Annotated in this window: 20 protein-coding genes; 2 read left to right on the top strand and 18 right to left on the bottom strand. The window is 65.5% G+C overall.

What is annotated here, in order from left to right:
• Positions 1 to 278: 278 nt before the first annotated feature.
• Positions 279 to 950 carry a MarC family protein gene (locus C1Y63_RS02035; RefSeq protein WP_233195525.1) on the top strand — a complete coding sequence of 224 codons (672 nt, stop codon included), beginning with the start codon at positions 279 to 281 and terminating at the stop codon, positions 948 to 950.
• 152 nt (positions 951 to 1,102) lie between these two features.
• On the opposite strand, the gene C1Y63_RS02030 is transcribed toward C1Y63_RS02035, so the two are convergent.
• The 3 genes from C1Y63_RS02030 to C1Y63_RS02020 form a co-directional block, all read right to left on the bottom strand.
• Complete coding sequence (locus C1Y63_RS02030; protein WP_106014791.1) at positions 1,103 to 1,462, bottom strand: hypothetical protein; 360 nt, start codon at positions 1,460 to 1,462, stop codon at positions 1,103 to 1,105.
• A 157-nt stretch (positions 1,463 to 1,619) separates the two neighbouring features.
• Entirely contained in the window at positions 1,620 to 2,507 is an 888-nt protein-coding gene (locus C1Y63_RS02025; RefSeq protein ID WP_106014790.1) for a tetratricopeptide repeat protein, read from the bottom strand.
• Positions 2,508 to 2,781: 274 nt separating this feature from the next.
• Positions 2,782 to 3,090 (bottom strand): MTH1187 family thiamine-binding protein, encoded by a 309-nt coding sequence (locus C1Y63_RS02020; protein WP_106014789.1) that lies wholly within the window; start codon positions 3,088 to 3,090, stop codon positions 2,782 to 2,784.
• A 415-nt stretch (positions 3,091 to 3,505) separates the two neighbouring features.
• Here C1Y63_RS02020 and mce point away from each other — a divergent pair, with 415 nt between their 5' ends.
• Positions 3,506 to 3,964 carry a methylmalonyl-CoA epimerase gene (gene mce, locus C1Y63_RS02015; protein WP_106014805.1) on the top strand — a complete coding sequence of 153 codons (459 nt, stop codon included), beginning with the start codon at positions 3,506 to 3,508 and terminating at the stop codon, positions 3,962 to 3,964.
• Between the two features lie 120 nt (positions 3,965 to 4,084).
• Here the strand turns inward: mce and C1Y63_RS02010 are convergent, their stop codons facing one another.
• The 15 genes from C1Y63_RS02010 to C1Y63_RS01940 form a co-directional block, all read right to left on the bottom strand.
• Positions 4,085 to 4,768, bottom strand: a complete 684-nt coding sequence (locus tag C1Y63_RS02010; protein WP_146128831.1) for a hypothetical protein — start codon at positions 4,766 to 4,768, stop codon at positions 4,085 to 4,087.
• A 182-nt stretch (positions 4,769 to 4,950) separates the two neighbouring features.
• Entirely contained in the window at positions 4,951 to 5,241 is a 291-nt protein-coding gene (locus tag C1Y63_RS02005) for a hypothetical protein (protein WP_106014787.1), read from the bottom strand.
• A gap of 95 nt (positions 5,242 to 5,336) precedes the next feature.
• Complete coding sequence (gene nucS, locus C1Y63_RS02000; protein ID WP_106014786.1) at positions 5,337 to 6,029, bottom strand: endonuclease NucS; 693 nt, start codon at positions 6,027 to 6,029, stop codon at positions 5,337 to 5,339.
• A 371-nt stretch (positions 6,030 to 6,400) separates the two neighbouring features.
• Positions 6,401 to 6,874, bottom strand: coding sequence for a DUF2550 domain-containing protein (locus C1Y63_RS01995; RefSeq protein ID WP_233195533.1), 474 nt, complete (start codon positions 6,872 to 6,874; stop codon positions 6,401 to 6,403).
• Positions 6,875 to 7,458: 584 nt separating this feature from the next.
• Positions 7,459 to 7,830, bottom strand: a complete 372-nt coding sequence (locus tag C1Y63_RS01990) for a F0F1 ATP synthase subunit epsilon (RefSeq protein ID WP_106014784.1) — start codon at positions 7,828 to 7,830, stop codon at positions 7,459 to 7,461.
• A 12-nt stretch (positions 7,831 to 7,842) separates the two neighbouring features.
• Complete coding sequence (gene atpD, locus C1Y63_RS01985) at positions 7,843 to 9,288, bottom strand: F0F1 ATP synthase subunit beta (protein ID WP_106014783.1); 1,446 nt, start codon at positions 9,286 to 9,288, stop codon at positions 7,843 to 7,845.
• Positions 9,289 to 9,291: 3 nt separating this feature from the next.
• The gene (locus C1Y63_RS01980) at positions 9,292 to 10,272 is read right to left on the bottom strand and encodes a F0F1 ATP synthase subunit gamma (protein ID WP_106014782.1); all 981 of its coding nucleotides are present in this window, start codon (positions 10,270 to 10,272) and stop codon (positions 9,292 to 9,294) included.
• 51 nt (positions 10,273 to 10,323) lie between these two features.
• A complete protein-coding gene (gene atpA / locus C1Y63_RS01975; protein ID WP_106014781.1) occupies positions 10,324 to 11,967 on the bottom strand; it encodes a F0F1 ATP synthase subunit alpha in 1,644 nt (547 codons plus the stop codon).
• A gap of 237 nt (positions 11,968 to 12,204) precedes the next feature.
• The gene (locus tag C1Y63_RS01970; RefSeq protein ID WP_106014780.1) at positions 12,205 to 13,023 is read right to left on the bottom strand and encodes a F0F1 ATP synthase subunit delta; all 819 of its coding nucleotides are present in this window, start codon (positions 13,021 to 13,023) and stop codon (positions 12,205 to 12,207) included.
• Between the two features lie 8 nt (positions 13,024 to 13,031).
• Positions 13,032 to 13,610 (bottom strand): F0F1 ATP synthase subunit B, encoded by a 579-nt coding sequence (locus C1Y63_RS01965; RefSeq protein ID WP_106014779.1) that lies wholly within the window; start codon positions 13,608 to 13,610, stop codon positions 13,032 to 13,034.
• A gap of 48 nt (positions 13,611 to 13,658) precedes the next feature.
• A complete protein-coding gene (locus C1Y63_RS01960; RefSeq protein WP_106014778.1) occupies positions 13,659 to 13,901 on the bottom strand; it encodes an ATP synthase F0 subunit C in 243 nt (80 codons plus the stop codon).
• Between the two features lie 250 nt (positions 13,902 to 14,151).
• The gene (atpB, locus tag C1Y63_RS01955; protein WP_106014777.1) at positions 14,152 to 14,982 is read right to left on the bottom strand and encodes a F0F1 ATP synthase subunit A; all 831 of its coding nucleotides are present in this window, start codon (positions 14,980 to 14,982) and stop codon (positions 14,152 to 14,154) included.
• A 1,464-nt stretch (positions 14,983 to 16,446) separates the two neighbouring features.
• A complete protein-coding gene (locus tag C1Y63_RS01950) occupies positions 16,447 to 16,956 on the bottom strand; it encodes a hypothetical protein (RefSeq protein WP_233195524.1) in 510 nt (169 codons plus the stop codon).
• A 6-nt stretch (positions 16,957 to 16,962) separates the two neighbouring features.
• Positions 16,963 to 18,240 carry an MraY family glycosyltransferase gene (locus C1Y63_RS01945; RefSeq protein WP_106014776.1) on the bottom strand — a complete coding sequence of 426 codons (1,278 nt, stop codon included), beginning with the start codon at positions 18,238 to 18,240 and terminating at the stop codon, positions 16,963 to 16,965.
• 3 nt (positions 18,241 to 18,243) lie between these two features.
• Positions 18,244 to 18,894, bottom strand: coding sequence for an L-threonylcarbamoyladenylate synthase (locus tag C1Y63_RS01940; RefSeq protein ID WP_106014775.1), 651 nt, complete (start codon positions 18,892 to 18,894; stop codon positions 18,244 to 18,246).
• Positions 18,895 to 19,204 lie beyond the last annotated feature (310 nt).

Raw genomic sequence — 19,204 nt, 5'->3', positions numbered from 1 at the left:
GTCGCGTCAGCCGGCACTGGATCGTTGAAAACAACGACCAGTGATCGGCGCTTTGGCATGCCCTCACACACCCTGCTGGGGAGGTCCCGGCTGGTAGGCATGAGTATCACCAAGGACTACCAGCCGATTTGCGTTTAACATAGGAACACCCCCCCAAAGATTTGTCAATTTTTACCCCCACCCGGGGGAGAACCCGGCGGGCGGGCACCCGCTCCTCGGGCAGGATGTGGAGGCCCTCTGCCGTTGTTCGCCCCAAGGAGAGTTCAGCGTCCTCCGGCATGACCATCACGCCTGCAGCCACTACGATGGCGACCATCATGTCGACAACTCAGATCTTCATCGCCACCCTCGCCGCCCTATTCCCCATCACCAACCCCATTGGGGGTGTGGCTGTCTTCGCCAGCATGTCCGCCCCCTTGGCGGCCGCAGCGAAAAAGAAGCAGGCCATCATGACGGCCGTGTATGTGTTCGCCATCCTCGCCGTGTTCGCCACCGCTGGCCCGTGGCTGCTCAAGGGCTTGGGGCTGACAATCCCGGCCCTGCAGCTGGCTGGCGGCCTGGTAGTGGGGCACTCCGGCTACGCCATGCTCAATCAGAAGCCGGCCATGAGCGATGAGGAGCACGCCGACTCCCACGAGAAAGCCCAGTCAGGCACGGATATTGCGTTCACCCCGATGGCGTTGCCGATGATTGCCGGCCCTGGTGCGATTGGTGTTGTCATCGCGCTCGGGGCGAAGCACCCGGGGATGGAGTCCATGGCGGCCATCGTCGCCGGCATTGCCGCCATGGCGTTGCTCATTGGTGTGCTGCTGCGTTTCGGCACGCCACTGGTGGACAAGATGGGCCCCTCCGGCTTGGGCGCACTGTCGCGCATCATGGGCTTTTTGATTCTCGCCATTGGCGTGCAGCTCATCATCAGCGGCGCGACCGCCGTCTACCCGGTGCACTAAGGCCACGACCGCCCACAGCCATCTCCCCGGGCGGGCTGTTCCCTCCCGGGGGTGCCTGCCACACCACCGCACTGCCGGTGTCGTGTGTGCTTCTCCCCCGCCCCGCGGCTGATGCCCGGCGGGTGGTGTGGTGCTGATCCCCCGGCGGCCCTCTAGACCCAGTCGGCGCCGGGGAACTTCCCCAGGGTGATGACGTAGAGAACAAACAACACCGCGTACGCCGCCCAGAACATCACGAAGGGGGCGATGGCGGCCAGCACTGCGAGTGCCAGAAGCCACCAGGAGCGGACACGGACCGCGCACGCCCCAGCGATGATCCCGAGTGGGATACACACCGCAAACGCGGTCATCATCGTCGCCCCTGGGATCTGCGCGAAGACCCAGGGGCTGACGAACGCCACGAGGGACAGCACCAAACTGACCCACCACAGGCGGGTGCGGGGCCGGCGCTGCCGGCGCGCGCGACTGTCGAGATGGGGTGCGGCGGGGGCGTGTGGCGTGGTCTCAGGCATGATGGGGTCTCCTTCGGCAGGTGGGGGCACAGCCGGTGTGGGGCGGTGTGTCAGGGTGGTGTGGCGAGGTGGCCACTGGGGTGGCCGGTGGGCGCGAACCTAGATAGAGGAGCGCCCCCCGCAGCGGGTGGCTGCGAGGGGCGATAAAAAAAGGGGGCTAGAACAGGACACTGGCCAGGCGGGCGCGGGCGGCCAGCACCCGGGGATCGTCCGGCTCCGCGAGGGAGAACAACTCCAGCAGACGCGCCTTCACGGTGTTTTTCGTCTCCCCTGCGCTGCGCCCCATGAGGTCCAGCAGGCGGGTGTAGGCGGCCTCGGGGTTCGCGGCCGCGATCTCCGCATCGGCCGCCGCCAGCTGCGCATCCACATCATCCGGGTTCGCCTCGGCGGCGGCGAACACGTCCTGCGCCTTCGCCGCGGCCAGGCGGGACAGCAGGCGGGCGGAATCCCGGGCGCTGAGCGCCTCCTTGTTCGTCGGCTCGTGGGCGAGAATGTCGTCATAGACCGCGATCGCCGCCTCGAAATCGCCGGCGTTCAACGCCTCGGTGGCGGGCGCGAAGCGCGGATCCTCCTGCGGCACCGGGGCCTCGCCGAGGCCGGCGAGCTTGCCGGCGACGGCCTGCACCACCGCGGCCGTCCACTGTTGCAGGGCCTCCATCGGCTGCGCACCCTGGAAGTCCGCCAAGGGGCGCCCATCAGCCAACGCGATGACCGTCGGCAGGCCTTGCACCCCCAGCATGCGCGCCAGATCCGGGGTGGTGTCCGCATCAAGGTAGGCGTAGATCCACGCCAGCTGCGCCTGCTGCGCGAGTGTGCTCAAGTCCTGCTTGAGCTGCTCGCTCTGCGGGCTGCGGGCGGTACCCACCTGCACGATGACAGGCACCTGCTGGGAGCGCTCCAGCACCTCGGCTTGGAAATTGTCCATCGTGGCCTCCACGACGGCGGGGATTTCCCCTGCGGGGGTGGCCTGGGCGCGCGCCCGGGCCTCGGCACGGGCCTTCACTTCGCCCAGATCAATGGCGCCGCCCGAATACGGTGCAGTCATGGTTCGCGTCTCCTACACAACGTGGAAATTAAAGGGATAAACAGAAAGAAAAACAGTCGTCTGTGGCGGTCGTATCCACCGTGCAGACGTGTGGCGGCCTTCAGCGCTGAGGCAACCAAACACCGGCACCCCACCGGCACGGGGTCACCACCGCCAGCGTGTGCCCTTGAGCCTAAGGCCACGCGTCATCCAACGGAGAATCCGGCGGCCGGATTCCCCGCGCACCCAGCTCCCGGCAGCACAGGGAACCGTGCACGGGATACGCCAGGGGTGTTTAGGCCGGCGGCCCGAGGCGGTCGTCGATGGCCTCAACCTTGCGGCGGATGGTGTTGGTGTGGCCGGGGCGAATATCCGCCTTGAGCACCAAGCCCACCCGGGGGCTGGTGGCGAGCACCGCCTCGGTGGCGCGCTTGACGACATCCATGACCTCGTCCCACTCGCCTTCGATGTTGGTGAACATCGCGTTGGTTTCATAGGGCAGCCCCGAGGCGCGGACGACGCGGACCGCTTCGGCGACGGCGTCGGCCATCTCCGCCTGGTTGCTCGGCGTTTCGGTGGGGGCGACAGAAAAGGCAACAAGCATGGCCCCACCCTACCGACCTCCGCCGCACGAGGGGCGGGACCAGTGCCCCCATGCCCCACCCCGTGCGCCCCACCCGGCGTGGTACGTGCCGGCGTGGACATTCTCACACTGTGCCCCCATGCAACAGGCGCGGGCACTCCCCAGTCCTGGCGCCATTCGACGAACGTCAGGCGTGCGTGGTGGGCCACTGCCACACCATGCATGCGTGGACGCGCAGATTACCCCACGTCAGCGCAGGTTCCGAGCCCGCACGGCAGGCAGAGCGAGCCTCGCCCGGGTGCCGCGGGCACGGGCGGCTGCGCGCCGAGGTGGCGGAGCGCGGCGCACCCCACAGAGGCATGGACGTGACGAAGCCAACATCCATTGTCCGACTGTGTCCGAACGGGAGAATCTGGTTCAGCGTATCGTGGACGACATGAGCAATGACTACTTGAGCATCGAAATCCCCCACCAGTACGTCACCTGCCTGGACCACGTCGGCATCGCCGTGCCGGACCTGGACGCCGCCATCGAGTGGTACCGAGTCAACATGGGCTGGGTCAACCACCACCAGGAGACCAACGAAGAGCAGGGCGTGGTGGAAGCCATGATCGGCCCGAAGGATCTCACCGACCGCGGCGGCATGATTCAGCTGCTGGCCCCGCTGAACGAGGACTCCACCATCGCGAAGTTCATCGACAAGAAGGGCCCCGGCCTGCAGCAGATGTGCCTGCGCACCCGCGACATGGACGCGCTGTGTGAGCACCTCCGCGCCCAGGGCACCCGCCTGCTCTACGACACCCCGAAGATCGGCACCGGCGGCGCACGCATCAACTTCGTGCACCCGAAGGATGCCGGCGGCGTGCTCCTCGAGATCACCGAGCCCGCGCACTAAGCCATCGCATGAAGCCCCGTCCGCGGCACACCCCGCGGACGGTGCACACTCCACTCCCCGACTGCCGGCCCTCGTGGCCCTGGCAGCCGGGGAGTTTTTTCGTGCGGACGTGGCGACTGGTCAGTCCTGCGGGTCGGGACCGAAGACGCGCGGCCACAGCGGCGTCCGCACCCCCGGCCCCTGGTATGCGCGCTGCAACAACTCCAGACCCCACTGGGGCGGCGCGGAGTCCTCTCCCCGCGCGGGCTGGGCGCTCGTGGGGCTCGGCTCCCGGACATCCAGCAGCCACGAATCAGACACCCCCTCGAACTGCGGGTGCTCACACACGAACCCGGGCGGCAGCGGCAGCGGCACGATAAATGCTGGCGAATACGTGGCCGTGCTCCAGGATTCCACCGGCACGCGCACCAGCGACAGGCACACGTGCGCAGCGATCTCATCCTCGGCGAGATCCAGCTCGACTACGACGCCACGGGCGGAGGACGCCGCGATCCGCAGCGCCGGATCACACCCGTCTACCTCGCGGCAGAGGATCCGCGGATCCGGATCGGTGTCACTGCGCTCGACCGTGACGGCACAATCGAACAGGCACAGGCCCGGCGGAATGAGAAACTCCATCCGCAGCACCCGCACCCCACGGGCATCCCGGGTGACCAGCTCGCCCAAGTCAAGCAGATCAATGTCGCGCGCTGCGGGAAAGAACAGGTCCCCCAGCCACTCAGGCAGGTCGAGGTAGCCCACAATCCCTGGGATGGGGCCCTGGGGGCCGCACAGCAGCGGACGGGCCCACATCGCGTCGCGCACGGCGGGGAAGGCTACCACCCGGTATCACCCCGCAGGCACGCCCCACACACCGCACGGGCAGTCGGGGGAGAAAAGTTTTTCACCATACCCACACCTCACCACACGGCCTGCGTCTCCACAACTGCGTGATCATGCACGCACGTCTCCTCGGGCCGACGGGCACCGCACAGGCGAGGCAGACGTTAACGCCGCTCCCAGCAGGCCTGGTGCCAGTGGCGGCGATCCTCTGCCCCACGCAGCCCATCCTTCGGCCAGGCGACAATGTGGGCAATCCCCGGCGGGATATCCCCGTTGCAGCCCGGGCAGACATAGAACTTCAGCGCCCGATCGGAGCCGATGCGGCGCACCAGGTAGTCGCGCCCATAATCCCAGCGCGGCCCCGGTTGCACCTGGGCGCCGAAGAAGGCCGCCCCGTGGGAGGGCAGCTGCCGCGCCTGGCCGGCACCCGCCCACTTATTGCGTCGCTTTGCCATCGCTCAACCACACTTCCCTTTGGGTGAAATCACTGTGCCCCGATACTGATGCGCCTGCGGCAACAAGGCCTCGCCGCGTTGTACCGGGTGTAGGGCTAGAACAGGCGCAGCTCGTTGGACTCAATGCCGCGCAGCTCATCGTAGTCGAGCACCACGCAGCGAATCCCCCGATCCTCTGCGAGGGTACGGGCCTGCGGCTTGATCTCCTGGGCGGCGAACACGCCCTGCACGGGAGCCAGCACCTCATCCCGGTTCAACAGCTCCAGGTAACGGGTGAGCTGCTCGACGCCATCGATGCCGCCGCGGCGCTTGATCTCCACGGCGACGTGCCCGCCGTCGGCGTCCCGGCACAAAATATCCACCGGGCCAATGGCGGTCGGGTACTCCCGGCGCACCAACTCATACCCCTCCCCGAGGGTGTCGATGTGTTCCGCGAGGAGCTCCTGCAGGTGGCTTTCCACGCCGTCTTTGACCAACCCCGGGTCCACGCCCAGGTCGTAGGCGAGCTCCGCGTGAATGGCCTCAATGGTGATGCGCAGCTGCTCCTTCTTGGAGTTCTCCACGATCCACAGCTGGACGCCGATGGCGTCGCCGTCCTCGTCGGTGATTTCCTTCTCGGTGAGCGTCACCGGCGGCGTCATCCAGTTCAAAGGCTTGTAGGCGCGGTCGTCGGCGTGGATAGAGACCGAACCATCGGCTTTGACCATGAGCAGGCGATCCGCCATGGGAAGGTGGGCTTCCAGGCGGCCGATGTAGTCGACAGAGCAGCGGGCAATCACGAGACGCATAAGTGTCAACAATAGCCAATGACCGCCCACCACACCCACGCGCCCAGCATGCCCCCCAGCACTGCCAGCCGCCCGGCACGAATGACTCGGAGCAACGACCGACGCATGCCCCGCGACAGCCGGACGGTGTGGGCTGCGCCCCCTATCCCCCAGTGTTTCCCCGGCTGATTCCCCGCCCCTCCCGCAGCACCCCCCGTGGAATGAGCCCTCCCCTACCCGGCGTCAAGGGCTTGCGACGACACCGACAGCGGCAGCGTCACGCCGCCCACAGGACTTATCCCCCGGCACGCAGGTGCAGCCGCTGCCGCCAAGGGATACGCGCCCCACACAGCGTGCTGCGCGGGCGGTGTCGGCGGGTGTGCTGTGACTCGCTAGGCGTTCTTGTGGCGGCGGTGGTAGCGCTCCACCTGGCGCATGGCCGTGGCCGCATCGCTGCGCTCCAGGCGCTGCGTCGGCGCGGACTCCAGCCACGCAGTAAACGCAGTCTCCCCCCGCAGATCCAGCGCCAGCTCATACTCTTTTCCACCCGCGGCCACCACGAGCACCTTGAGGAAGCTTTCCAGGGTGTGGGCCTCGTCCTCCCGGGGCGAACGACGCTCGACGAGGGTGGTGCCCATGCGCTGCAGGGTGATGTCCGGCTTCCTAGACAGGGAACGCAGCTGGAAAAAGTCAAGCACCCCGTCGCTGTAGCGAATCACCCCATGGCGCCAGCCATGGCCGCCATCTGCTGGCAGGGTTCGCATCACGATCGGGGTGCCGTGCGGACGCAAGTACAGAAATCGGTAAGCAGCATGCGCACACGTGGCGAGGGCAACGATGCCGAGAATAGTCCAGAAATATGCCACGAGAGCCTTCCCATCAGTCGCAGACAAAGACGCCGTCCTCACCACCACCAACTCACACCCCCACCGCAGACGATGCGGCGACCGCGGTCGTTGTCACAGGGGCTGGTGCGCGGGGCTGGCGCGCTGTTCGCGGTGGGCTGGGCGCGCACCGTGGGTGCGCCCACGGGGCGGCGAGTCTGCGTCCGCGTCACGGGTGGGTGTGATGGTGCCGGTGAAGCACCTGGTATGTGACCAAATAGTACTCGGGCCGTGACCGGATTGTTAAACACATCCTCCCCCTCCACAGACACCCCCGTGCGACTGCACAGGTGCAGCCTATCCCGTGAGGCCGTTGCCGTTCGACGTCGTGAAGCCCACGGGCGCGGGCGTCGCCCGTGGCGTGAGCCCGCACCTGCACCCGGGACATCACAAAGCCCGCAGGCACCACCCGTTCCGGCCCCGGTGTGGGGCGCGGGCGGGGGTGCCTGCGGGCATGTGGGGGAACAAGTGGCGCGGGGCCACGGTGTGCGGGCGAAAACCCTCCCATGCGCACCGTCTGCGGGCACGGAGTTCACCGTGTCCGGGACGGGCGGTGGCGTGGGTGTTTAGGATTCCTTGCTGCGGCGCACGGCGCGCAGCTCAGCCTCGGCACGGGCCTTGTGTTCCTCGTCGTCGGAGTTCAACTCGGCCTGTGCTGCGGACTCGTCGACCTCGTCGGCCCACACTGCGTAGTCCGCGAGGATGGTGACCTTGTCGCCAGTGATGGACAGGAAGCCACCCTGGACCGCGGCGGTCAGCTTGCCACCCTCGATGGGGCGGATGGTGACCACACCGTTTTCCACGAGCTGACCGAGCATCGGCTCGTGGCCGGGCAACACGCCGATCTCACCTTCGGTGGTCTGGGCCGTGACGATGCTGGCCTTGCCCGACCAGAGCATCCGCTCGACGGAGACCAGTTCAGCGGCAATCTCAGCCATAGTGGAGCCCCTTTACTTTCCGGTCATCTTCTTGTACGCAGCTTCGACGTCGTCCAGGCCGCCCAGGCCGTTGAAGGCCTGCTCGGGGTAGTGGTCGAATTCGCCGTTGCAGATGCGCTCGAAGGCATCGATGGTGTGCTCGAGCGGCACGTAGGAACCGGGGATGCCGGTGAACTTCTCCGCGACGAAGAAGTTCTGGCCGAGGAAGCGCTCCAGGCGGCGGGCGCGCTGCACGGTGATCTTGTCCTCTTCAGACAGCTCGTCCATACCGAGGATGGCGATGATGTCCTGGAGTTCCTTGTTCTTCTGCAGGATGTGGATCACGCGCTGCGCAACGTTGTAGTGACGCTCGCCGACGATACCGGGCTCGAGGATTCGAGAGGTAGAGGTCAGCGGGTTCACTGCCGGGTAAATACCCTTGGAGGCGATACCACGGTCGAGCTCGGTGGTGGCATCCAGGTGGGCGAAGGTGGTGGCCGGAGCCGGGTCGGTGTAGTCGTCGGCGGGCACGTAAACGGCCTGCAGAGACGTAATCGACTTGCCCTTGGTGGAGGTAATGCGCTCCTGCAGGACACCCATCTCGTCAGCCAGGGTCGGCTGGTAGCCCACGGCGGAGGGCATACGGCCCAGCAGGGTGGACACCTCAGAACCGGCCTGGGTGAAACGGAAGATGTTGTCGATGAACAGCAGCACGTCCTGGTGCTGAACATCGCGGAAGTACTCCGCCATGGTCAGACCGGACAGGGCCACGCGCATACGGACTCCCGGCGGCTCGTCCATCTGGCCGAACACCAGGGCGGTGTCCTGGAGCACGCCCATCTCTTCCATTTCGAGGAAGAGGTCGGTGCCCTCACGGGTACGCTCGCCGACGCCGGCGAACACGGAGGTACCGGAGAACTCGCGGGCGATACGGGTGATCATCTCCTGGATGAGCACGGTCTTGCCCACGCCGGCGCCGCCGAACAGGCCGATCTTGCCGCCCTTGACGTAGGGGGTCAGCAGGTCGATGACCTTAATGCCGGTCTCGAGGATTTCGGTCTTGCCTTCGAGCTGGTCGAAGGGCGGCGGGTCGCGGTGGATGCCCCACTGCTCACCGTCGCGGCCGAGGCCCGGCTCGTCGAGGCAGTCACCGAGGGCGTTGAAGACGTGACCCTTGACGACGTCGCCGACGGGAACGGAAATCGGCTTGCCGGTGTCGGTCACGACGGCACCGCGGACGAGGCCGTCGGTCGGTGCCATGGAGACGGCGCGCACCAGGTTGTCGCCCAGGTGCTGGGCCACCTCGAGGGTGATGGTTTTCGCAACGGCTTCGAGGGTGACCTCGACAGTCAGTGCGTTGAACAGGGTCGGCAGTTCGCCGCGCGGGAATTCCACGTCGACGACCGGGCCGATGACGCGCACGACGCGGCCGCTGGCAGCTGCCTGCTGTGCGTTGTGCTCGCTGAGAGCTGTAGTCATTTGCTAGTCACTTTCTCCGCTTTCGGCGAGCGCTCCCGCGCCACCGACGATCTCTGTGATTTCCTGGGTAATTTGTGCCTGGCGGGCCTGGTTGGCGACGCGCGAGAGGTCCTTGACAAGCGCGGTGGCGTTGTCGGTGGCGGACTTCATGGCGTTGCGGCGAGACGCGGATTCCGATGCGGCCGCCTCCAGCAGCATGGCGTAGAGGCCACGGGAGACGTACTTCGGCAGCAGTTCGGCGAACAGGGTGTCGGCGTCCGGCTCGAATTCGAAGTCCGGGGCCACCTCCCCATCACCGGTGTGCAGCATGTCTTCGGAGACGTCGATCTCGTCCACCTCGACGACGGGCTCGATGGGCAGCAGCTGGTGGGCACGCGCGGTCTGGGTCAGCATGGACTCAAACTCGGTGTAGACCACGTGCAGCTGGTCGAAGCCCTGCACGGGCTCCCCTTCGGGGCCCGTGACGCCGGTACGCCACTTCGCGGTGCCGGCGGAACCGGCGACGAAGCAGTCGATGAGGTGGCGGCGCAGGTCGTGGGTTTCCTTGTAGCCCGGGTCCTGGGAGAACCCGGTCCAGGCGCCGGCGACCGGCTCACCACGGAACTTGTAGTAGCCAAGCCCCTTGTTGCCCGCAACGTACAGGACCACTTCGTAGCCCTTGTCTTCGAGCATGGACCGCAGCTCTGCGGTCTTCTTGAAGACGTTGTAGTTGTAGCCACCGGCCATACCACGGTCACTCGACACCACCAGGATGGCGGCGCGGTTGCCGCCCTCACGCTCGCGGAGCATGGGGTGATCCAGGGAGCTGGCGCTAGCGAGGCGGTCAATGACCTGGCGGATTTCCCGCGCGTAGGGCAAGGAGGCCTCGACCCTGGCCTGGGCCTTGGTGATTCGCGAGGTTGCGATGAGTTCCTGGGCCTTGGTGATCTTCTTCGTCGAGTTCACCGACTTGATGCGGTTACGCAGTTCGCGAAGATTAGCCATTGCTCATCGCCTCCCTTCTTTTCCTTGGTTGGTCATGTGTTGCAAGCGCCTTTACTTCTTGGCAGCTTTGCGGGACACCGTGATCTGGTTCTTCTTCAGCTCGGACTCGCTGAGAGCCTCGACCTCGGGGTCGTTGATGACCGGGGTGCCATCGGTGGTGACGAAGGAGCGCTTGAACGCGTTCGTCGCAGCGATGAGCTCCGCCTTGGAATCGTCGGAGAAGGCCTGGCCGCCGGCGATCTGCTCGTAGACACCTGCAGCGTTGGCGTGCAGGTACTCGTGCAGCTCTGCCTCGAAGCGGCGGACGTCCTCCACGGGGACGGTGTCCATCTCGCCTTCGCCGGCGAGGTAGATGGAAACCATCTGGTCCTCGACGGACATGGGGCTGTTCTCCGGCTGCTTGAGCAGCTCAACGAGACGCTGGCCGCGCTGCAGCTGAGCCTTGGAGGCCGGATCCAGGTCGGACGCGAAGGCCGCAAAGGCCTCCAGGTCACGGTAGGCGGCCAGGTCCAGACGCAGGGAGCCGGAGACCTTCTTCATGCCCTTGGTCTGGGCGGCGCCACCGACACGGGAGACGGAGACACCGACGTTGATGGCGGGGCGGACACCCTGGTTGAACAGGTCGGACTCGAGGAACACCTGACCGTCGGTAATGGAGATCACGTTGGTCGGGATGAAGGCGGACACGTCGTTCGCCTTGGTCTCGATGATCGGCAGGGCGGTCATGGAACCCGCACCCATGTCGTCGGAGAGCTTCGCAGCACGCTCCAGCAGACGGGAGTGGAGGTAGAACACGTCGCCCGGGTATGCCTCGCGGCCCGGCGGGCGGCGCAGCAGCAGGGAGATCGCACGGTAGGCCTCGGCCTGCTTGGTCAGATCATCGTAGATGACCAGGACGTGCTTGCCCTTGTACATCCAGTGCTGGCCGAGAGCGGCACCGGCAAACGGTGCCAGCCACTTGAAGCCCGCGGAGTCGGAGGCGGGAGCAGCCACGATGGTGGTGTACTCGAGCGCGCCGTGCTCTTCGAGGGTCTTGCGGACGGCCGCAATGGTGGAGCCCTTCTGGCCGATCGCGACGTAGATGCAGCGCACCTGCTTCGTCGGGTCGCCGGACTCCCAGTTCGCCTTCTGGTTGAGGATGGTGTCCAGGCAGACGGCGGTCTTACCGGTCTTACGGTCACCAATGATCAGCTGACGCTGACCGCGACCGATCGGGGTCATCGCATCGATGGCCTTGATGCCGGTCTGCAGCGGCTCTTCGACGGGCTGGCGCTGCAGCACGGACGGTGCCTGCAGCTCCAGGACGCGGTCTTCTTCCGCCGGGATTTCGCCCAGGCCGTCGATGGGCTGGCCCAGGGGGTTAATAACGCGGCCAAGGAACGCGTCCCCGACCGGGATGGAGAGGACCTCACCGGTCCGCTTGACTTCGTCGCCCTCTTTCAGAGTCTCGTAGTTACCCAGGACCACCACACCGATCTTGTCGGTGTCGAGGTTCTGCGCGACGCCAATGACGCCGCCCGGGAACTCGAGCAGCTCATTCGCCATCACCGACGGGAGGCCCGAAACCTGGGCGATACCGTCAGCTGCCGAAATGACCACGCCGACCTCCTCACGGGAGGCCTCCGGGGAGTAGCTCGAGGTGTAGTTCGCAATCGCGCTACGGATCTCGTCGGAGGAGATCGTCAGCTCCGCCATGTTCTTCCTGCTCTCGGTTGTTTCTTCCAGCATGTATTGGTTGTGTAATCGTCGTGTATCGGTGTGCGCAGGCACGCTCCGCTAAAAATCCTGCACTGCGACCACGGGTGCTGCCTCACCCTGCGCGGCGCCACATCAAGAATCATGCCTTGATATGGACGGCCGCGAGGAGAAAGGGAGGCCGCTGGCCCGTGACTCCCCCGGGTTGCCCCGGGGTGGGTGCGGGGGCGGGTTGCCTTAGACCATGGCGGTCCGGAGACGCTCGAGCTTGCCCGAGGTCGAACCGTCAATCACTTCGTCACCGACGCGGATAACCATGCCACCGAGGAGGCTGGGATCAACCTCAGTGTGGATGGACATCGCACGACCGTAAATTCGGCCCAGTTTTTCTTCCAGTGCCTTTTCCTGCCCGGCGTCCAGAGCGGTCGCCGCCACGACGTGAGCCACCTGGCGGCCCTGCAGCGCAGCCACAGTGTCGGCCAGGGAAGCCATGTCGTCGATGGGGTTGTGCTCGGGGCGACCGATGACCTGCAGGGCGAGAGCTTCAGTGACGGCAGAAACCTTGCCGTAGAGAACCTTCGCGAGCAGGTCACGCTTGGCAGACGGGGTTGCCGTGCGATCGCTCAGCAGCTGGGTGAGCTGCGCCTCGTTGTCCAGGACGCGGGACAGCTGGAAGAGTTCGCTCTCCACAGCGCCCAACTGGCCCTGGTACTCGGCCGAACGGAGCAGGGCACGGCGCCCACAGGCCACCAGACCGGCGCGCATTTCGCGCGGGGTCGACCAGGTCTGGGCCGCAGCAAAGGTGAGGACGTCGAGCGTAAGCTGCGACACCTTGCCACCAAAGACTGCCCGCATCAGGCCGGAACGCTTCTCGGCGTCGGCGGAGGAATCGGCGACGGCCACGCGCAGGGCGCGGTCGGTGTCGAGGACCTCCACCACGTCGAAGAGCTCAGCTCCGGTCTGGGCGGCGACGGCAACACCGTTGTCGATGCCGAACAGTGCGGAATCAACAAACTTGTCCAGTGCTGCCAGTGCTTCGCGGCTTGCTGCGTGCATAAAGTCGCCTACTTTCCTGCCGGTGCCACGGTGTCGAGGGAGGACAGGAAGCTATCGATGGTGCCGGAACGCTTCACGGTGTCGGAAAGCTGCTCCCCGAGCAGACGCTCGGCCAGATCGATAGAGGTCTGCCCCATCTCGCGGCGCAGCTCAGCAACGACCTGCTCACGCTGGGCCAGAAGCTGCTTTTCACCGGACTCGATGATGCGGTTGCTCTCTTCCGTTGCCTGTGCCTTCATGTCGGCCACGATCTGCTTGCCCTTATCGCGGGCTTCTTCGCGGATCTGTGCGGCCTCGGCACGGGCTTCGGCGAGCTGTGCGTTGTACTTCTCAAGGGCTGCCTTGGCCTCGACCTGTGCGGCCTCGGCGCGCTCAATGCCGCCCTGGATCTTGTCCTCACGCTCAGCGAGCACTTCCCGGTACTTCGGAAGCACGAACTTCGCGAAGAGCAGGACGACGACGATAAGCGGAATGAGAGACCAGACCATGTCGTACGGCATCGGGAGCAGCGGGTTGTTGCCATGCTCCAGGGGGAGCACGACACCAGCCTCGGCCCCTTCAGCCAAGTAATCAATGACGTCGGTCATAGTGCTGTGTCTTTCTTGGTCTAGGACTTTTTTTGAAGAAAAAGCGTCTTAGAACAGGAAGCCGGCAACGAGGCCGATCAGGGCGAGAGCCTCAACGAAGGCGATACCCAGGAACATGGTGGTGCGCAGCTGGCCAGCCATCTCGGGCTGACGTGCCATGCCCTCGAGGGCCTTGCCGACGAGGATGCCGATGCCCAGGCCCGGGCCGATGGTGGCCAGGCCGTAGCCGACGGTGCCGAGACCGGTGACCTTGGAGGCTTCGTCAGCAGCGAGGAGGAGGATGTCGTTCATGTGGGTTTCCGTTCCCTTTCTCAAAAGCCCGAGCGTGCGAGTCCCAGCACGCCCATCGGCCGCATCGCGCGGGGAACTGCTTCCCTAGCGAGCGACCAGCCGGGCAATACTGTTCGCCATGGGTGGCGAGTGCTCGGGCTGAACAAATTGTGTGAGGTTTTCAGATGACCGTGAGTCCCAGCCCCTACCACCACGAGGCGTGGCAGCGGAGGGCGAACAACTTACGTGTCGGGGCTTTAGGGTTTTAGGGTCAGTGTTCGTCAGCGTGCAACGACAGCTCGATGTACACAGCGGACAACAGAGCAAAGATGTACGCCTGCAGGAAGATAACCAGCAGCTCGAACATCGTGAACGCAATAGACGCGATGATGGTCACGCCCGAAACCACGGACCAGGCGTTGGCCTGCCACAGGAAGAAGTTCGTGGCAGAGAACAGCAGCACCAGGATGATGTGGCCTGCGAGCATGTTGGCCATGAGACGCAGGGTCAGCGTGGCCGGTCGCATGATGAAGGTCGAGAACGCTTCAATCGGCACCACCAGGATGTGAAGCAGCGGCGGCAGGTTAGGAATAACCACCGAGCTCTTCAGGTACTTGAAGAAGCCGTAGCGCTTCGCACCGGCCCACACGAAGGCGACATAGCCGAACAGGGCCAGCACCAACGGCATACCGATACGAGCGTTCGGAGAAACGTTCAGGCCAGGGATCACCGAGGGGAGGTTCGTGGCGAAGACAATGAAGAAGATCGTTGCCAGCACAGGCAGGAAACGACGGCCTTCCTTCTTGCCGAGAATCTCCTCAGCGATGTGGATCCGGACGAAGTCCAGGAAGTTTTCAGCGACATTCTGGATGCCGGACGGAACCAGCTTGGGGCTCCGCATAGCAATCAAGAAGAAGATCGCGACAATTGCCGTCATCAGCAGACGGACGAGCATCAGACGGTCAAGGGCGAAGTAGCCGCCGGCGAAATCGGTGAGCCACATGTTGACCACATGGCCGGTCTCGCCCTTGCTCGACGTGCCCTCGACGTGCCCCGGGAAAAATTCATGGTCCAAAGTGGGGGCGTGGAACGTCCCCTTCATGGACAAGACTGAAACGCTCAGGGTTCTCTCCCGTGTTTGGGCCGCATCCCACCGAAAGCGTTTGGCGGTGGGCGCGGTGCGATGGACGTCTGAAAGTGTGTCTGGATCACCGCGGATTCCGTCGCACATCAGCGCGGCGATCACTGGGCGCTGCGACCTTGGGATGCTCACCTACATCCGACCCCGAGCTCCTCCCGGCATCGCACCCGCCCCACATGACTGCGGGGAGGGAAGAAAATGCAGGGAATGTTTCGAGATGGTGCGGGTGGGCGGTTCACAGCCCGCACAAAACACTAGCAGCACGCTTGGGGTTTTAGGTAAGTATGGGCGGGGGTAGCCGGGGTGCAGGGTTGTGTTCCGGCGACACTGCTGGTGACGGCGATTTTTTACCCCCTGTAAGGTCAGTCACATACCCCCGTTAGGGGTTACTTGCCCTCCCGCGACTTCCCGTTTGGAATCACACAGCCGTAATTCCCGCCGCACAACACGCCTGCCTGCAGCAACTCTGCTGGAACCCATCCCACACGCCCCACAGGCGCCACGGGCACCTCGCCCCGCACACTGACCAAAGGCATGACCCCGCACCGCCCACTCCCCCATCACCGCCTTCGCGGCATCCAGCTACACGCCCGTGACCTGCGAGAAACCTGGTCCCACAGCCGCCAACGCCCTCACACCCACACCCCGCCCAACGACCATGCGCGCCAGCGAATGCATCGCACCCTGCTGGGGCACCAAGGACACCCCTCGTTCACACTTCGTAGGCGAGAATGCACGCACCCTACGACCCAGCCCGCGAGCTGGTAGCGGGCAGGCTGATGCAGCCAATACACCAGGTACACCATGGCCGCGCTGCGTCACGGGACTTGAGGCTCCACCCTCGCCCCGGGCGTTCACCCGAGCTGAGCAGGCAGGCACCGACAACGGGCCACCACAGGCCACCGGCCCACATCACCCCACTCCCCATCGGCCGTGCCTGAACACCAGGATGCACCCACAGCACCGCGCAGCTTTCGGGGGCGCTGCTCAGCCGCCAGCACTCCTGCGACCCCGGCTGCACACGCGCGGGTGGTGCCGGGCCGCAATGATCGCGCGCTCCCACCACAGCGCCCCGACTGTCCGGACCGGGGCTAGCGCGCGTGCGGACACCCCGGGGGGTAGGCAACGGAGAAACGCTCATCCAGCACAGGCCACAATGTGGCTTCTGTGGGTAACCACCCCCACCCCGACTCGGGCCCGCACCACCCCCACACGCCACCCCCGCGCACGCTGTGGAGCAGCCTTATCCCCCGCGAGCACCCCGCACCCGTGCCCGCCGCCCATACGGTGCGATGCAGGCTATGCACCGCCGCACAGGCCGAACGCGGCCGTGACGGTCAGCCGACGACAGCAGCCCCGCAGCATCTGCGCTGCGGAGCTGTTGTGGGCGGAGTCGCCGGGGCCGTTGCCCGGGGGTTGTGTTTTTTAAGTCCCGATGTAGGTGGTGCGGGACTTCATCACGCCCCACACCTCGCTTCCGAGCATCGCCAACAAGGCTGCGACGGCGGTAATGAACAGCGCCACGTGGTGGTAGAAAGTCAGGTCGCGAATGGCGAAGAGAATGATGAGCAGCACCACGATTTTCAGCAGCCAGCCGCCGAGAACCACCGCACCGGTGGTGGCCGGGTTGGTGTTCGCGGTGACGAGCACGGACAGCGCGGTGAGCGCGACGAAGCCGCCGCCGATGGCGGCACCGATGAGCGCACCCCAGATGCCCGGCATGCCCCACACCAGGCCCCAGAGGAAGAGGCTGACGACCGTAATCGCAGCGACGGCGAAAGCGCCATAGCGGATCCCGAGAATGATCGGCTTGCGCTGGTCGTCGGCGTAGACGACCTGGGTCGACTCATCACCGGTCCCCGCGCCGGCTGCGGGCGGGGTGGCGGGGGCAGTGGGGTCGGTGGCGCCGTGCGCGCCGTCGGGGGCTGCAGTCATGGGCGCTTATCCTACCGGATGCGAATCCACGCCCTGCGAGCCTGCTGCGGCATCCCCCGGGGTACCGGGGGCACCCTCCGTTGCCGCAAGAGGGGCTTTCGCACGGGGTGCTGCTCCCCTGCCACGGGGTGTGCCCGCGCCGCGGCCGGTGGCATCCCTGCGGTCTTTGAGCACCGGGATGGCCGTGAGCGCTGCCGCCACAATGATGCCGCCCAAGAGGATCAGGGCCGCCACATACGACGGGAAGGCCGCGAAGCTCACCGTGCCCATCGCCAGCGCCAGCATCCACGCGTAGAGCACCAACACCACGCGCCGGTGCGTGTGGCCGAGCTCCAGGAGGCGGTGATGCAGGTGCATCTTGTCCGCGGAGAACGGGCTGCGCCCATTCTTCGTGCGGCGCACGACCGCCATCACCAAGTCGGTCACCGGGATAGAAAACGCGCCCAAGACCACGAGGAGCGGCACCATGAGACCCACCGTGTCGGCGCCGCCGTAAAGAGCCATATTGATTTTGCCGGACGCGGACGTACTCGCCGCCGCCAGCAACAGCCCCAACAGCATCGCGCCACTATCGCCCATAAAGATGCGGGAGGGTTCAAAATTGTGCGGCAAAAAGCCCGCACAAATACCCAACAGCGCGGCGCCGATTATGGCCGGCGGGTAGGCAGCCACTGTGCCGCCCTGATCGTTCAAAATGATGACGGAGAACGCGAGCAATGCCATCCCCGAAATACCACCCAGGCCAGCCGCCAATCCGTCGAGACCGTCAACAAAGTTGATCGCATTCATCACGATGACGGCGAACAACGTCGTCCACGCCACCGACTGGAACTGGTCGAGCACCACCGTGGTGTTCGCGAAGGGAATGTAGATAAAGGTCCACGACAAGCCCATGAGGCTCATCGTCAACGCGCCGAGGATCTGGCCAATGAGTTTGGTGGCAGCATCCAACTCAACGAGGTCGTCGATGGCACCGACGGCGACGATGATGAACGCGCCCCAGACGACGGCATCCATCTCCGGGGTCACGGGTTTGAAGCCGCGAGTCAAGGCCGGAAGCTGGTCCGCCAGCAGGACGGCGGCGACGAAGCCTGTGTACATCGCCACCCCACCCAGGCGCGGCTTCGGCATGTCGTGCACATCGCGCTCACGGATCTCCATGAGCCGGCCGGAACGCACCACAGCAGAGCGCACCACCCCCGTGGCGAGGTAAGTGATCACGCACGCCACGAGGAAGACGAGTCCCAGTTCCCGCAGGGGAACGCCAGCGCCGCCCGCACCCATGGCTTAGAGCAAGCTCGCCGGGTCAAGCCCCAGGGCGTGACCGATAGCCTCTGCGGAGACGGCCCCTTGGCGCAGGATGCGCGGCGTCCGGGCCGAGAGATCCACGATCGTCGACGGCACCGCCTGCGGGCAGGGCCCACCATCGAGGTAGCAGCTCACCGCCGCACCCAGCTGGTCCTTGGCGTCCTGCGCCGTGGTCGCGGGCGGCTGGCCACTAATGTTCGCCGAGCTCACCGCCATGGGACCCGTGGTCCGCAGCAGTTCAATCGCCACCGGGTGCAGCGGCATCCGCAGCATCACCGTGCCCCGGGTATCGCCCAGGTTCCACGGCAGGCTCGGCGCCTGCGGCACGACGAGGGACAGCCCGCCCGGCCAGAACGCCTTGATGAGCACGTCCGCGTGGTGGGTGAACTCCCGCACCAGGCCCTTGGCGGTATCCCAGGAGCCGACGAGGACCGGCACAGGCATATCCGGGCCGCGCCGCTTGGTCTCCAGCAGCTTCGCCACCGCCTCATTATCGAAGGCGTTGCAGCCAATGCCGTAGAGAGTATCCGTCGGCATCACGATGAGACGCCCGGCCTCCACGGCGTTGGCTGCGGCCCGCAGGCCCAGCTCGCGGGCCTCACTGTCGGCACAGTCATAGATTCGGCTCATGCTTCACGCCTTCCATGCACGCGAGAACAACCTCTCGCGGGACGTTGTCTGTGAACGATATTCCCGCACCCAGAAAGCGTGCGGGTGCGTTACCTCTTGGCTTTTCTCCCCTGCCACACCTGCAGCAGAAAGAAAACCTGCGGCACCGTGCGCGGGCGAGGGAATCAGCGCCGAGCGTCTCCCGACGCACACAATCCACATAGCGCGAGAAACAACGCAAAGAAATAAAGAAATATGGGGAAATTTTCCTACCCCCTTGCGCGACGATCGCTTGTGCGGGTGCAGGCCAGGGGGGCAGAAAAACAAAGAT

The sequence above is a fragment of the Corynebacterium sp. 13CS0277 genome, assembly GCF_002994655.1.
Taxonomy (GTDB): domain Bacteria; phylum Actinomycetota; class Actinomycetes; order Mycobacteriales; family Mycobacteriaceae; genus Corynebacterium.
The sequence above is the reverse complement of the archived record's forward strand: the minus strand, read 5'-3'. Positions and strand labels throughout refer to the sequence as shown.

What these genes read in the sequence shown, in the direction of transcription:
- C1Y63_RS02030 (WP_106014791.1), bottom strand. Translation starts at nt 1,462, where the DNA reads ATGCCTGAGACCACGCCACACGCCCCCGCCGCACCCCATCTCGACAGT.
- C1Y63_RS01960 (WP_106014778.1), bottom strand. Translation starts at nt 13,901, where the DNA reads ATGAACGACATCCTCCTCCTCGCTGCTGACGAAGCCTCCAAGGTCACC.
- C1Y63_RS02025 (WP_106014790.1), bottom strand. Translation starts at nt 2,507, where the DNA reads ATGACTGCACCGTATTCGGGCGGCGCCATTGATCTGGGCGAAGTGAAG.
- C1Y63_RS02035 (WP_233195525.1), top strand. Translation starts at nt 279, where the DNA reads ATGACCATCACGCCTGCAGCCACTACGATGGCGACCATCATGTCGACA.
- C1Y63_RS02020 (WP_106014789.1), bottom strand. Translation starts at nt 3,090, where the DNA reads ATGCTTGTTGCCTTTTCTGTCGCCCCCACCGAAACGCCGAGCAACCAG.
- nucS (WP_106014786.1), bottom strand. Translation starts at nt 6,029, where the DNA reads ATGCGTCTCGTGATTGCCCGCTGCTCTGTCGACTACATCGGCCGCCTG.
- mce (WP_106014805.1), top strand. Translation starts at nt 3,506, where the DNA reads ATGAGCAATGACTACTTGAGCATCGAAATCCCCCACCAGTACGTCACC.
- atpB (WP_106014777.1), bottom strand. Translation starts at nt 14,982, where the DNA reads ATGAAGGGGACGTTCCACGCCCCCACTTTGGACCATGAATTTTTCCCG.
- C1Y63_RS01940 (WP_106014775.1), bottom strand. Translation starts at nt 18,894, where the DNA reads ATGAGCCGAATCTATGACTGTGCCGACAGTGAGGCCCGCGAGCTGGGC.
- C1Y63_RS01970 (WP_106014780.1), bottom strand. Translation starts at nt 13,023, where the DNA reads ATGCACGCAGCAAGCCGCGAAGCACTGGCAGCACTGGACAAGTTTGTT.
- atpA (WP_106014781.1), bottom strand. Translation starts at nt 11,967, where the DNA reads ATGGCGGAGCTGACGATCTCCTCCGACGAGATCCGTAGCGCGATTGCG.
- C1Y63_RS01965 (WP_106014779.1), bottom strand. Translation starts at nt 13,610, where the DNA reads ATGACCGACGTCATTGATTACTTGGCTGAAGGGGCCGAGGCTGGTGTC.
- C1Y63_RS01950 (WP_233195524.1), bottom strand. Translation starts at nt 16,956, where the DNA reads ATGACTGCAGCCCCCGACGGCGCGCACGGCGCCACCGACCCCACTGCC.
- C1Y63_RS01980 (WP_106014782.1), bottom strand. Translation starts at nt 10,272, where the DNA reads ATGGCTAATCTTCGCGAACTGCGTAACCGCATCAAGTCGGTGAACTCG.
- C1Y63_RS01945 (WP_106014776.1), bottom strand. Translation starts at nt 18,240, where the DNA reads ATGGGTGCGGGCGGCGCTGGCGTTCCCCTGCGGGAACTGGGACTCGTC.
- atpD (WP_106014783.1), bottom strand. Translation starts at nt 9,288, where the DNA reads ATGACTACAGCTCTCAGCGAGCACAACGCACAGCAGGCAGCTGCCAGC.
- C1Y63_RS02005 (WP_106014787.1), bottom strand. Translation starts at nt 5,241, where the DNA reads ATGGCAAAGCGACGCAATAAGTGGGCGGGTGCCGGCCAGGCGCGGCAG.
- C1Y63_RS01990 (WP_106014784.1), bottom strand. Translation starts at nt 7,830, where the DNA reads ATGGCTGAGATTGCCGCTGAACTGGTCTCCGTCGAGCGGATGCTCTGG.